The organism is Bacillus sp. AMCV2 (assembly GCF_056033925.1).
The window spans coordinates 1,441,383-1,454,459 of record NZ_JBVYIB010000002.1; the positions used below are offsets into that span (position 1 = coordinate 1,441,383).

The window sequence follows — 13,077 nt, forward strand, 5'->3', positions numbered from 1 at the left end:
GTGAAAGAGAGGATGGAAATGTGTGAAAATTCTTTTCCTTGAGAGTCATCCCATGTGGCTCTATGGTTTACCGAATGGGTTTAGGGAAGCAGGACATACCGTAATGATTTCCGGTCCTGTAAGTCGGGAAAATATCACTGAAATGATAGACGAATTTAAACCAGATCTAATAGTATCTATGGGATGGACACCAGAGCATTCAAGGGAAAAGCAGGCCTGGATTCGCAACGCTATTAAAAAGGTGAATATCCCTCTCGTTTATTGGGCAACTGAAGACCCGCTGCACACTCAAAACTTTACTATCCCGTTAATTAAAAAGATGAAACCAGATTTTGTTTTCACGGTTACGCCTTCTCTGTGTAAAACTTATGAAAGCATGGGGATTAAAGCAGCTCACTTAGACTTTGCATTTCACGAAAGTATACATCACCAGATTAAACCATTAGCAAAATACAGTTGTGATATAGCAGTGGTGGCTAATGCTTACCCTAATTTTCTTGAAGAACATCCGGAAGTGTTCCGTTCGTCCTCTTTAAAAACGCTGATTCGTCCTCTTATACGGAAGGGTATTCGCATTGATTTTTGGGGGAGAAACTGGGAAAAAATGAGTAAATATATAGGAAGAGAAATTCCCCGCAATTGGATCCATGGATACCTTGATTATACTGAAGCATATAAAGTTTACAGTTCAGCAAAAATCATTATCGGTTTGCAAAACTGTGAAAGCCAACTTACGCAACGCACCTATGAGATTCTTCGTTCCGGGGGGTTTTTATTGACATCGGATACACCAGCAGTTCGAGGTAAATTCAAACCTGGCCGCGATCTCATCGTTTCTTCCTCCCCAAAAGAAACATTGGAAAAGGTGAAATACTATTTGAATCATGATAGCGAGAGAAAAAAGATTCAGATAAACGGTAAAAAGGCTGTAAAGAATGATTCCTATCGGCATAGAGCCGAGAGAATGCTTGAGGTGCTAAAAAGCAGAGGAATTATAAGAAACTTAGGGGAAACCATTCATTATGTAGATGTTCTCAAAGAAAAATACGTGATCCATCATGTTACTCCCGGTGAAACATTATCAATAATTGCCAGGAAGTATAATGTTTCCCTGCAGCAACTCATGGAGCTTAATCATTTCAAATCAGATCAAATATATGCTGGACAAATCATTAAGATTAGAGAGAAACTGTTTAGAAATATTGATAACAAATTTTTCTAAAGGAGAGTAATATGAATGAAGGGGAAAATACCTAAAATAAGAAATCAAGCGAATATAGTAAAAAGAACGCCTCGTTATATGGAATTTCCCGTGACATACGAAGTATATCATGTGGAATCCGGCGATACATTATGGACGATTTCTAAATCCTTCAATATCCCGGTACAACAACTTATGAATCTTAATAAGCTTTCTTCAGATATAATTTATCCTGGACAAATTATAAAGATAAAAGAAAGGTAATCTTTGAGATTTCGGAAACGAAACAAATTGAAACGATAATCCTCATTTTTTTATTTGTAGGGAATTCATATTTTTGAGGATGAAGGGGTTATGAGATGTTTCAAATGAGCTATTTCTATTCTGGATTAGGATGGGATTTTATTCAACACGTTGATCAAACGAACGGAGTATTAAATGTTGTGTCTCCTGATTTTTTCTATATCAGAAAAGATGGATCATTACTTCTCCGTTCAGCTAATCCCGATGTGATTAAAGCTCTTCATAGAAGGAAATTAAAAGTAGTTCCTTTTCTAAGCAATCATTGGGATCAGGATTTGGGACGATTTGCATTAATGAACCGAGTTCTTTTAGCTAAACAAATTTCTCATGCAATAGAAGAACTGGATTTGGACGGAGTTAATATCGATATAGAAAACCTTACAGAAAAAGATCGGAATCTATTTATAGATTTTGTTAGACTGGTAAGAAAAAGTATTCCTAGACAAAAAGAAGTATCAGTTGCAGTGGCGGCAAATCCTTTTGGCTGGACGAAGGGCTGGCACGGATCATATGATTACGAGTATTTAGCTAAATATGCAGATTACCTTATGATTATGGCCTACGATGAAAGCCACCTTGCTGGGCCTACTGCAAGTGTAGGATGGGTGGAAAAGTCCATTCAATATGCTCTGACCCAAAACATCTCTCCTCAAAAACTAGTTTTAGGATTGCCATTCTATGGCCGCTGTTGGATGAAAGGCCAATCTGCCTCTCAAGCCATTCCCCTTTACCTTGTTGACTCATTAGTAAAAAGGCATAACGGGACAATTATTTTTGACACAAAGAGTCAATCTCCAAAAGCTATTTTTACTGTCAATCACGATAACAAGGGGCTGTTGCCTTCGGGAACATATACATTATGGTTTGAAAATGAACAGTCACTCAGAGCAAAAATAAAACTCGCTCAAAAATATAATCTGAAAGGTCTTGGCAGCTGGAGTCTTGGACAAGAGGATGCGTCAGTCTGGAATACAGTGTTTAAAAATATATAATGATTTATAGTTCAAAGCAAAATTCGAAGATAATTGCAATGAATCTCTAAATCTTGGACATACTGAAAGGTGTTTATTACGAGTGCGGGTAAAACAGTGAGGGCATTCCATAGACCCTTGTCCCGAAATGTTCTATACGAGGCCTTGAAATACACATTCAAACTTATGTTATAGAACGCATTTCAAGTAATTACGGATGACTTGAATTTATTCTGCTTCCATGATTTATGTCATACACACGCTACCTTGATAGCGGGATTATTGCATTTCATTCAGAATTGTTCAGGATCGATATGGAAGCGCACGAATAACTAGAACTTTAAAAACTTACCTCATATACTTCCTGAATGGATGCTGGGTTATCTCATTAAAGGATGGGGAATTCGGCGCCAAGGTACGCATGGAGAACCATGACTTGTTGATAATCGACCATATAGTTTCTCCTCAGAAATGAGGGGGGTTTTACATAAAAAAGACGAGCGAATCCGGGGGGAATTCCACTCGCCGCTTTCTAATGAAAAGACGGGATGCTGGATGGCAGCTCGTCTGTTTTATTATAATTTAACGAACATATGTTTGTGAAGATGTCTTTTCGAATGAATTGGTTCATATAACCGTTAAGAACAGATTCATTGTAAATATTCGCTAAGGTATGCTAAGATGCATGGACTATAAAGGAGTGATATGAAGTGAAGACATTGCGGTTAAACAATGTAACGTTAGAAATGGCTGCATATCAAGAGGAGAGCGAGCCGAAGCGTAAAATTGCATTTACCTTAAACGTTACGAGTGAGACTTACCATGATATCGCTGTCCTGTTGTATGAAAAAACGTTTAATGTCGAGGTTCCGGAACGCGATCTTGCCTTCCGGGGGGAAATGACAAATTATTCAACATCTTTGACCAACCTGTACGAACCAGGGTCCGTCAGCGAGTTCTATATAGAAATAACGGAAATAGAAAAAAACGCCGATTCATGATCGGTGTTTTTTATGTAAAAAAGCTGCCGGCCGGCAGCTTTTGAGAAAGCGAATTTCATATGTAAGGTGTTAAATTGTCCGTCTTGCAGTTTTTTGAATAAATGTGGAAATAAGGAGGTTTTAATAGGAGTCTCTGATGATCTTATAATTTTTATGATTAACAACTGTCAATGAATCTAACTCAAGATCCCGATAGTTATCCATGATTGTCACATCAACGATAACAGAATTCTCATTTACTTTTTCAACAACACCGGTTAATCCGTTTTTAAATTCAATGACATTCCCAACCTTAGCGATTTTCACAAGCTTCCTCTCCTTTAAACATAATAATGCCTTTTGAAAGTATTTTGCAGTATTTTCATTGAGAAGTAAAGCGATAAGGAGTTTTATCTCCCTTATGAATTGTTCTGTCGCTATAAAGATGATATATTGATTTTCGTCAATAGAAAGAAAAGGGGGGAATTTTCGTTGCGTCCCGAAGAAATAACAGAAATGATTGAACAGCTGCGCACCGGCGCCATAACCGAACTGAGAGTCCAGAAAGAGCATTTTCTTAATTTCAGGGCCGTGTTATCTAAACAAGATGATTTTAAACATTTCCGAGGAATTGCCCAGCAAGGCGGAGATGTTATCTTTCAATACTTAGAACAGCCAAGAAGCTGAAGGTTTCTCATACGTGAGAAGCCTTTTTATCATATATGACAGAATACAAGCCTTTTATTACAGCTGTCTGTAACAGGTGTAAATAAAATGTAAAGTGCCAAAGATGGATAAACATGTTTTAATTTGACAATATTTATAGAATTTCAGACTGTTTTTTTGCCATTAAGCAGTGAGTCATCCTCTTTATTCCATCCTGATACCTCCTTGGGAGAGTTGGAAAATCTTTTTCCGTGAAAATGAATGGATCTCTTGTTAAGGTTATGAAGTGTTTTTTGGAGCACTTTAAGGAGGAAACTGTATGACAACGAAATTCACTGCTCTGGCTGTTTTTCTTCTTTGTTTCATGCCTGCAGCCAAAATTGAGCATACACAAGCTTCACTACTGAGCGCAAAGAAGACAAAACATGAAGAAGCGAAATGGCTTACACATATAGATCGAAATACGAATGAATCTTTCCCTTCACTGTCTGCTGATAAGGACAAGAAAATAAAACCGATTAAGCTATCAGCACACACTGAAAAGAAAGAGAAAGATAAACCCGACAAAACAAATGATGAGAAAGAAACATATACACAGTCTGAAAAAGAGTTGCTGTCCCGTCTCGTTCACGCAGAGGCCAAAGGAGAATCATATAAAGGCAAGGTCGCTGTAGCAAGCGTTGTACTGAACAGGACGGAGAAAAAAGGTTTTCCTGATACGATAAGAGGGGTTATTTATCAGAAAAACGCCTTTGAACCGGTCGCAAACGGGAGCATTAACCAAAAGCCTGATAAAGAATCGATTGAAGCTGCCGAAGAAGCGCTGTCCTCAAAAAATAGAGAAACAGATGCCATATTCTTTTATAATCCGAAAACAGCGTCAGATAATTGGATTCGTTCAAGAAAAATCGTAGAAAAAATCGGCAGACACGTTTTTGCCGTCTAAGCATAGAAGAGACAATTTGTCTCAGCTGTGCTTTTTTTCATATAAAGAGTAAAAATAAAATAATTTTTGAACTTGTCTCATATGATGTTGGTAGTACAAGAGACAAGGAGAGACATCATGAATCGATTTGTGAAAGGGATCATTCTTTTATCCATTGCCGCCTTTTTCGCTGAATGCCTTGAATTTGTCGTCAATATGATTTTGGCGCGGGAGCTTGGCGAGCATGGGATGGGGCTTTACATGAGTATTTTGCCCACGATCTTTTTAATTATTGTCATCGCGAGCCTGGAACTGCCGATATCCATTTCTAAATTCATTGCCGAGTCAAATCCTAAGCTTCATGAAAGCATGCTGAGGCACGCTTTCAGAATGACAGCCATTTTTACTGCTTTTTCTACTGCCGCCGCTAGTATTGCGCTTCCGTTTATACCGGTATTTGATACATACCACCCGTTTATTAAAGGGATTGTCATCGGCTTAATTCCTGTTGTCGCCTTTACTTCAATCGCCAGGGGCTACTTTATGGGTGTGCAGAAAATGGGGAAGATCGCAATTGCCAATGTGCTGAAAAAAATCATCCAGCTCTTGTGCTTATTCCTCTTTTTTCAATGGTACTCATTTGAATTGGACATGGCTGTGCTGATTTCCTTGTTTGTTCTAGTTGTGAGTGATGTGGTCGTGCTTGTTTATTTATATTCACAATTTATCATGGCAAGGCGGGCGTTATCCGGCCAGCAGCACATTCATTTGCGCGGAAAGGATGTAAGGAAAAGGCTGCTTGCTGTTTCAATTCCTACAACAGGACTGCGCATTTTTCATGCGGTTGTCAATGCAATTGAACCCTTTTTAGTAAAAGGAGCTCTTTTGGCTGCGGGCGTTGCCGGGACAGCGGCGATCGATCAATACGGAATGCTGGCAGGAGTGGCTGTGACGATAGGGTCGTTCCCTGCTTTTATTGCCCATTCGTTAATGGTCGTCATGATACCGAGTATTTCGGAAGCTTATGCACTTTCTCAGTATGACATCGTGTTAAAAAGGCTGAAGCAGTCGATTTTCATTACATTAGGTTACGGTATACCTGCCGTCTGGGTCATGTTCCAGTTTGCGGGACCTCTCACGCATTTGTTTTTTCACTCTCCTGAAGCGCAGTATTACCTGCAGCTGTTGTGGCCTTACTTTCTCTTTCATCTGTTTGTCATGCCGCTGCAGGCGTGCTTAATCGGGATGGGTTTTGTGAAAGAGGCTTTTTATCACAATGTATGGAGCCATATCGTTGCGCTAAGTATGATGTATGTACTGGGATCAATGGAGAATCTGCAAATGCTCGGGATCATCCTTGGAATGAACACTGGCATGATTCTTTTGACGAGCCTGCACTATGCCACGATCTGCAAAGCATTGAAGGTATCCGTATTCCTTACGGGAAGGACCAGAACGCCGCGAATTGAAGGATGATATAGGAACTGCAGGGGCAAGCTAATTGAAAAGCATGAAAGGAAGATTCCATGTTGACGAAGCGCTTGCTTACTATATACATTATGTTATTAGGGTTGATTGCATGGTTTCCAGGTGCGGCACAGGCTGAGGAAAAACAGCCTGCTGTTCCCGCTGTTTTTCTTATGAAAACGATAGAAGGGGAGGACATCTCGATTCCGAAAAAAGGGCAAAAAACAATTCTCCATTTTTGGACGTCATGGTGTCCGCCCTGCAAAAAGGAGCTTCCCCAGTTTCAATCGTTTTATGATGCCCATCCATCCGACAGTGTAAAGCTGGTAACGGTGAATTTAGTGAATTCGGAACAAAATAAGCAAGTCGTTGAAGACTTTATTAAAGCAAACAAGCTGACGTTCCCGATTGTTCTTGACTCAAAAGGGGAATTGATGAAGGAGTATCATATCATTACGATCCCAACATCATTTTTGCTGAATGAAAAGGGAGAAATTGAAAAAACAAAAATTGGCCCGATGACAGCGGAACAACTGAAGGAATGGACGGAAGAATAGCTGAGAGCATAGACTCTCAGCTTTTTTCATATAGAGAAGAAGTGAATAAACATTAATGATACTTATTATCAAAAAGAAATTAAAATAATTATAATTGAAATTCTCTTCGTGCGTGCTATAATAAAGGAAGACATCAAGAAATAACTGACGATAAAGCTGCCTTTTGGGCAGCGATTTTGTTTTTATAAGAGAAATGAAGATGATTTGCGTTCTCAATTAGAGAGGAGAATTCGATATGAATGAACAAGTTATCGTTCAACGTGACCCGCATGAGCCATTGAAAACAGACAAGAGGGAAAAAAACTGGACACAGCACGCGGAGCTTATTGCAGCACTTGTATCAGGCGCTCTTATTTTGGCAGGCTGGCTCTTATCCGGATATCAGGTATTATCCATAATACTTTTCTTGCTGGCTTTTGTGATCGGCGGATTTGCTAAAGCAAAGGAAGGAATCGAAGAAACACTCGAATCCAAAACGCTGAATGTAGAACTTTTAATGATTTTCGCTGCCGTTGGTTCCGCCTTGATCGGATACTGGGCAGAGGGTGCTATTTTAATATTTATTTTTTCCTTAAGCGGAGCTTTAGAAACATACACGATGAATAAAAGCAGCAGAGATTTAACGTCTTTAATGCAGCTTGAGCCTGAAGAAGCGACATTGATGGTCAATGGTGAAACCAAAAGAGTTCCGGTTTCAGACTTGCAGGCCGGTGATATGATTGTGATCAAACCTGGAGAACGCGTAGCGGCAGACGGTATCATTGAATCGGGCTCGACAAGCCTTGACGAGTCGGCTTTAACAGGTGAATCAATGCCTGTAGAAAAAAACACAGGCGACACTGTATTCACAGGAACGGTGAATCGCAATGGCTCCTTGACTGTCCGAGTCACGAAAGCAAATGAAGATTCGTTATTCAGAAAAATTATCAAACTGGTTGAATCAGCGCAAAATAGTGTTTCACCTGCGCAGGCTTTCATCGAACGATTTGAAAATGCTTATGTGAAAGGTGTGCTAATTGCGGTGGGGCTCCTTTTATTCGTCCCGCACTTTGCGCTGGGCTGGAGCTGGAGTGAAACCTTCTACCGCGCAATGGTGTTTATGGTTGTCGCGTCACCTTGTGCGCTTGTCGCCTCTATTATGCCGGCGGCGCTGTCCCTGATTTCAAATGGCGCCCGCAACGGTATGCTTGTGAAAGGAAGCGTCTTTCTTGAACAGCTGGGCTCAGTGCAAATGATCGCCTTTGATAAAACCGGCACTGTAACAAAAGGCCAGCCTGCCGTAGAAACGATCAGAATAGCAGAAGGATTCAGTGAAGCGGAAGTTCTTGAGGCTGTCTATGCCATCGAAATGCAATCAAGCCATCCGCTCGCCCAAGCCATAACGGCGTACGCTGAAAGCCGCGGCGTGAATCAGTCCGGCTACATATCTATAGAAGAAACCTCAGGGTTTGGCGTTATGGCAGAAGTGTCGGGTGCGAAATGGAAGGTCGGTAAAGCAGGTTTTATCGGCGAGGAAATGGCAGCACAATTTTTGAAACAAACAGCATCAGATGTCATTCAAAGCGGTCATACAATTGTATTTGTGAAAAAGGATGATCAAATAGCAGGCTGTATCGCACTGAAGGACCAAATCAGGCCTGAAGCAAAAGAGGTCATGGAAGAACTGAACCGACTTGGGATTAAAACGGCCATGCTGACAGGAGATCACGAAGACACGGCTCAAGCGATTGCCAAGGAAGCCGGCATGACAACTGTCGTAGCAGAATGCCTGCCTGACCAAAAAGTGAATGAAATCAAACGGTTAAAAGAAGAATTCGGAACGATTGCAATGGTGGGTGACGGAATCAATGATGCGCCGGCACTCAAAGCGGCGGATGTCGGCATTGCGATGGGCGGCGGAACAGATGTAGCACTTGAGACCGCTGATATGGTCCTCATGAAAAACGATTTGAAAAAGCTCGTAAACATGTGCCGCTTGTCTCGGAAAATGAACAGGATCATCAAACAAAATATCGTGTTTTCTCTAGCTGTAATCTGCCTGCTGATTTGTGCAAACTTTTTGCAGGTGATGGAATTGCCATTTGGCGTGATTGGTCATGAGGGAAGTACGATTTTGGTCATACTAAACGGATTAAGACTCCTAAAATAAAACCAGCAGCCCCATCAGGCTGCTGGCTTTTTATGTATCAAGCTTTCCCTTCATTTTTGTCTTTATCAGATCTTTTCATAACCAGGATGAGAGCGAGGATGCAGCAAAGGAAACCCGCTGCACAGCCTATGATAGAGCTGTAATAATAAAAGCCCACCATCTTCATCCCGATAAAAGGAGCGGAAATTCCCAAAACCGTTAAGAGCATAACTGCTTTTCGTCTGAAAAAATTCATCAGCAAACGGAACAACCCCCCTGCGATTGAACGTTACTGTCAGTATACAGGAAGAGGAGCAGGAAATAAAATGCATTAGAAAATGAAGGCGTCGTGAAAGGCAAACACCGGTAAAACCTGTTACAATGGAAGACAGAACAATGCATTGCAAATGGCAGGGAGGAACAAGAAGTGAATAGAATACAACGCGTCTCTTCATGGCTGAAGGAAGCGGGGCATACTGCCGCATTTATTCATACAAAAGAAAATGTTTTTTACTTAACCGGTTTTTACACAGAGCCGCATGAAAGATTAATGGGGTTATTTATTTTTCAAGAAGAGGAGCCTTTCTTTGTTTGTCCAGGAATGGAAGCAGGACAGGCCCGCAACGCAGGCTGGAATCATGAAATCATTGGCTATGCGGATCACGAAAATCCGTGGGAGCTGATAGAGAAAGCCTTGAAAAAGCGAAATATCAGCATACATATGCTTGCGGTAGAAAAGGATTCAATCTCGCTATCACGTGCAGAACAGCTGAAGCATGCGACGGGCGGGGCTCAATTTGTTTCAGCAGAAGAAACACTCAATCAATTTCGCCTGATTAAAGATGACAATGAGATTCGTTTGCTGAAAGAGGCGGCAAAGCTTGCAGATTACGGTGTTGAAGTTGGCACAGCCGCTTTGCGTGAAGGCATCAGTGAAGTGGAAGTGCTCGCTCAAATTGAGTATGAGCTGAAGAAAAAAGGAATTCAGGGCATGTCTTTCTCTACAATGGTTTTATTCGGAGAAAAATCTGGCCAGCCTCATGGAAATCCTGGTACAGCCACGTTGAAGAAAGGTGATTTTGTTTTATTTGATCTCGGTGTTATTCTTGATGGCTATTGCTCTGATATTACAAGAACGTTTGCATACAAAACCATCAATCCGAAGCAGGAGGCCATTTACGAGACTGTGCTTCAAGCGGAAAAAGCCGCGATTGAGGCAAGCAAACCCGGTGTGAGAATCGGAGATCTGGATTTAACTGCCCGCGGAATCATTGAAAAAGCGGGATACGGTGATTATTTTCCTCACCGGCTTGGGCATGGACTCGGAATTTCTGTCCATGAGTATCCATCAATGAGTCAGGCCAACGATACACTGCTGCAGGAAGGCATGGTCTACACGATCGAACCGGGGATTTATGTGCCTGAGATCGGCGGCGTGCGCATTGAGGATGACGTTCACGTAACAAAGGACGGAGCAGTTGCTCTGACCCAATATCCAAAGGAATTAATCATACTGCCGTAATAGAAATAAAAAAGGACTTTGTTCTCGACATCGTCCTTTTTTATCTGCATTAAATAAAAAAATCATCAAATGTTCGAAAGGGTTTAATTTCATGTTTTTGGTTGAGAGGTTTTACAGCTAGACAGCTGCCACCGAGAACAGTGAGACATAACCCAATTAAAATGAAGAAACCCATGTGATCTTCTCCTTTCAGCTAAAAACACAAAAAGATATCTGGTACGTCCATATCATATTGTATGAAACGCATTCCAGATCAAGGGGATTTAGAAAGAAGGGAATCTATGGCTAATATTAAAGACATTGCAGAAAAAGCCGGTGTCTCTGTTACAACGGTTTCCCGAGTCATAAACAATCATCCATACGTCAGTGAAGACAAACGAAAAAGAGTGTTTGAGGCAATGGAATCATTGGAGTACACGAGAAATATTCACGCTGTACATTTGTCGAAAGGATTTTCAAACATGATTGGTGTTGTCTTGCCGACGGTTAATCTGCCATATTTTGCAGAGCTGATTGCAGGAATAGCCGACGCAGCCGCGGAATCCGGGGTTCACCTCTCTTTATTCCAAACAAACTATGAGGTACAAAAAGAAATCTTTGCGCTGTCCCAATTAAAGCAGCGCCAGGTTGACGGTCTGATTTTTTGCTCAAAGGCGCTTGCTGATGAGAAACTCATGGAATGGGAGGGCCCGATTTTGCTTTGCCAGAATTCAGATAATGCCCGCTTCCCAACCATCAGTATTCCTCACCAAGAAGCATTTCGGAACGGCTTGGACTATTTAATTGCCAAAGGGCACAAAAAAATAGCCATCTGTTTGGCAAGAAAAAAAGGCATGAACAGCCATTTTCGAATCAAAGCCTACAAAGAGGCATTGGAAGAGATCGGCGAGGTATTTCGTGAAGACTGGGTAATCGAGAAAGCGATTACAATCAATGATGGGAAGGCGCTTTTTCATAAATGGAAAACGTGGAAGGAAAAGCCGACGGCTATTTTTGTTGCCAATGACCAAGTCTCAGCAGGGCTTTTTCTTGAAGCAAAGAACCAGCGGGTGTCAATACCGGATGAGCTTGCAATCTTAAGCGTTGATAACCACGAAATCAGCCAAGCGCTTGGAATCACAACGATCGATATTCAGACAAGGGAAATGGGAAAGCAGGCATTTGCCATACTGGAAAAAAGAATTCAAGGACAGCCGATTGAAAGGAAAGTTCTGGATTACCGTCTCATCGAAAGATCGACTGTTTAGTGAATGCATTGAAAAAAGGTTTGACGTGCATTCTGTTCGTTATGTACGATATGAGGTATTGAATGACAAAGGAGCTGAGGATCGTGAATGGGTCCTTCACAGTGAAAAAGGTACTGAATAATAACGTATTAATTGCTTCTCATCATAAATACAGCGAAGTCGTTTTAATCGGAAAAGGTATTGGTTTCGGAAAAAAACAAGATGATGTCATTGAAGATAAAGGCTACGATAAAATGTTCATTTTAAAAGACGAGAAGGAACAAAAGCAGTTTAAAAAGCTCCTTGACTATGTTGATGAAAAGCTCGTTGATATTTCAAACGATGTCATCTATCACATAAGCAATAGGACTAATCACTCATTAAATGAACATATTCACATTGCGTTGACAGACCATATCGCATTTGCGATCAAAAGGCAGCAGCAGGGATTTGATATGAAAAATCCATTTTTAATGGAGACTCAGTCACTATATCCTGAGGAGTACCAAATTGCCAAAGAAGTCATAGATATAATCAATGAAAAAGCGGGAATCTGTCTTCCTGAAGGGGAGATTGGTTTTATCGCTCTGCATATCCATTCAGCGTTAACAAACCGTCCGCTGTCCGAGGTCAATCAGCACTCTCAGCTCATGGCGCAGCTTGTCGAGGTGATTGAAGACTCATTTCAAATGAAAGTAAATAAGGAAAGTGTCAACTATTTGCGGCTGATCAGGCATATCAGATTTACAATAGAAAGAATTAAAAAAGAAGAACCGACTAAAGAACCAGAAAAATTAATGTTGTTATTGAAAAATGAATATCCGCTATGCTACAATACAGCTTGGAAATTGATTAAAATCTTGCAGCAAACATTGAAGAAACCAGTTCATGAGGCGGAAGCGGTTTATCTGACGCTTCATCTGTACCGATTAACCAATAAAATGTCATAAATTCAGTTTATCCTTATAACGTGTTACTGATTCGATCAGGCATGAGTGATTGAGGGAAAAAAACGGGAAGTTCATTCTCGTTCTTTTGCGCACCCAATTTTGCTCATGCCTTTTTGTTGTGTAAAAGGGCAAATGTAAACGGTTAAACTGGAAGACTTACGCCTGTGAATTCGTTGTCATG

General features: G+C 40.9%; 14 protein-coding genes. 12 read left to right on the forward strand and 2 right to left on the reverse strand.

Annotated elements, in window-relative coordinates:
• The first annotated feature begins 22 nt into the window (after window positions 1–22).
• The 4 genes from ykvP to AC0OMA_RS07680 all read left to right on the forward strand — a co-directional run bounded on the left by ykvP (window position 23) and on the right by AC0OMA_RS07680 (window position 3,476).
• Entirely contained in the window at window positions 23–1,222 is a 1,200-nt protein-coding gene (gene ykvP / locus AC0OMA_RS07665) for a spore protein YkvP (RefSeq protein ID WP_474222011.1), read from the forward strand.
• 15 nt (window positions 1,223–1,237) lie between these two features.
• Window positions 1,238–1,465, forward strand: a complete 228-nt coding sequence (locus tag AC0OMA_RS07670) for a LysM peptidoglycan-binding domain-containing protein (protein WP_474222012.1) — start codon at window positions 1,238–1,240, stop codon at window positions 1,463–1,465.
• A gap of 95 nt (window positions 1,466–1,560) precedes the next feature.
• The gene (locus AC0OMA_RS07675; RefSeq protein ID WP_474222013.1) at window positions 1,561–2,496 is read left to right on the forward strand and encodes a glycosyl hydrolase family 18 protein; all 936 of its coding nucleotides are present in this window, start codon (window positions 1,561–1,563) and stop codon (window positions 2,494–2,496) included.
• Window positions 2,497–3,185: 689 nt separating this feature from the next.
• On the forward strand, window positions 3,186–3,476 hold the full coding sequence (locus AC0OMA_RS07680; protein WP_015483168.1) for a YkvR family protein: 291 nt from the start codon (window positions 3,186–3,188) through the stop codon (window positions 3,474–3,476).
• Window positions 3,477–3,596: 120 nt separating this feature from the next.
• Here the strand turns inward: AC0OMA_RS07680 and AC0OMA_RS07685 are convergent, their stop codons facing one another.
• Window positions 3,597–3,782: a YkvS family protein gene (locus tag AC0OMA_RS07685; protein ID WP_003232446.1), complete on the reverse strand. Its 186-nt coding sequence runs from the start codon at window positions 3,780–3,782 to the stop codon at window positions 3,597–3,599.
• A 165-nt stretch (window positions 3,783–3,947) separates the two neighbouring features.
• On the opposite strand from AC0OMA_RS07685, the gene AC0OMA_RS07690 reads away from it, so the two are divergent.
• The 5 genes from AC0OMA_RS07690 (at window position 3,948) to pfeT (ending at window position 9,219) form a co-directional block, all read left to right on the forward strand.
• The gene (locus AC0OMA_RS07690) at window positions 3,948–4,142 is read left to right on the forward strand and encodes a hypothetical protein (RefSeq protein ID WP_015383518.1); all 195 of its coding nucleotides are present in this window, start codon (window positions 3,948–3,950) and stop codon (window positions 4,140–4,142) included.
• 298 nt (window positions 4,143–4,440) lie between these two features.
• On the forward strand, window positions 4,441–5,067 hold the full coding sequence (locus AC0OMA_RS07695; RefSeq protein ID WP_003232442.1) for a cell wall hydrolase: 627 nt from the start codon (window positions 4,441–4,443) through the stop codon (window positions 5,065–5,067).
• 117 nt (window positions 5,068–5,184) lie between these two features.
• Window positions 5,185–6,522, forward strand: coding sequence for a sporulation protein YkvU (gene ykvU / locus AC0OMA_RS07700; RefSeq protein WP_474222014.1), 1,338 nt, complete (start codon window positions 5,185–5,187; stop codon window positions 6,520–6,522).
• Window positions 6,523–6,572: 50 nt separating this feature from the next.
• Window positions 6,573–7,070, forward strand: coding sequence for a sporulation thiol-disulfide oxidoreductase StoA (gene stoA / locus AC0OMA_RS07705; RefSeq protein ID WP_322839584.1), 498 nt, complete (start codon window positions 6,573–6,575; stop codon window positions 7,068–7,070).
• 235 nt (window positions 7,071–7,305) lie between these two features.
• Window positions 7,306–9,219, forward strand: a complete 1,914-nt coding sequence (gene pfeT, locus AC0OMA_RS07710) for a metal-transporting ATPase PfeT (RefSeq protein WP_322839585.1) — start codon at window positions 7,306–7,308, stop codon at window positions 9,217–9,219.
• Window positions 9,220–9,256: 37 nt separating this feature from the next.
• Here pfeT and AC0OMA_RS07715 read toward each other — a convergent pair whose 3' ends face one another.
• On the reverse strand, window positions 9,257–9,460 hold the full coding sequence (locus AC0OMA_RS07715) for a hypothetical protein (protein WP_014476643.1): 204 nt from the start codon (window positions 9,458–9,460) through the stop codon (window positions 9,257–9,259).
• A 165-nt stretch (window positions 9,461–9,625) separates the two neighbouring features.
• Here AC0OMA_RS07715 and papB point away from each other — a divergent pair, with 165 nt between their 5' ends.
• The 3 genes from papB (at window position 9,626) to glcT (ending at window position 12,896) form a co-directional block, all read left to right on the forward strand.
• Window positions 9,626–10,720: a di/tri-peptidase gene (gene papB / locus AC0OMA_RS07720; RefSeq protein WP_033884222.1), complete on the forward strand. Its 1,095-nt coding sequence runs from the start codon at window positions 9,626–9,628 to the stop codon at window positions 10,718–10,720.
• A gap of 281 nt (window positions 10,721–11,001) precedes the next feature.
• Window positions 11,002–11,967 (forward strand): LacI family DNA-binding transcriptional regulator, encoded by a 966-nt coding sequence (locus AC0OMA_RS07725; protein WP_181219047.1) that lies wholly within the window; start codon window positions 11,002–11,004, stop codon window positions 11,965–11,967.
• Between the two features lie 62 nt (window positions 11,968–12,029).
• Complete coding sequence (glcT, locus tag AC0OMA_RS07730) at window positions 12,030–12,896, forward strand: glucose PTS transporter transcription antiterminator GlcT (RefSeq protein ID WP_181219049.1); 867 nt, start codon at window positions 12,030–12,032, stop codon at window positions 12,894–12,896.
• Window positions 12,897–13,077: the final 181 nt, after the last annotated feature.

Excerpts from the sequence above, each read along its gene's own strand:
- AC0OMA_RS07670 (WP_474222012.1), top strand. The coding sequence starts at position 1,238 with ATGAAGGGGAAAATACCTAAAATAAGAAATCAAGCGAATATAGTAAAA.
- AC0OMA_RS07675 (WP_474222013.1), top strand. The coding sequence starts at position 1,561 with ATGTTTCAAATGAGCTATTTCTATTCTGGATTAGGATGGGATTTTATT.
- AC0OMA_RS07695 (WP_003232442.1), top strand. The coding sequence starts at position 4,441 with ATGACAACGAAATTCACTGCTCTGGCTGTTTTTCTTCTTTGTTTCATG.
- ykvU (WP_474222014.1), top strand. The coding sequence starts at position 5,185 with ATGAATCGATTTGTGAAAGGGATCATTCTTTTATCCATTGCCGCCTTT.
- stoA (WP_322839584.1), top strand. The coding sequence starts at position 6,573 with ATGTTGACGAAGCGCTTGCTTACTATATACATTATGTTATTAGGGTTG.
- pfeT (WP_322839585.1), top strand. The coding sequence starts at position 7,306 with ATGAATGAACAAGTTATCGTTCAACGTGACCCGCATGAGCCATTGAAA.
- AC0OMA_RS07725 (WP_181219047.1), top strand. The coding sequence starts at position 11,002 with ATGGCTAATATTAAAGACATTGCAGAAAAAGCCGGTGTCTCTGTTACA.
- glcT (WP_181219049.1), top strand. The coding sequence starts at position 12,030 with ATGACAAAGGAGCTGAGGATCGTGAATGGGTCCTTCACAGTGAAAAAG.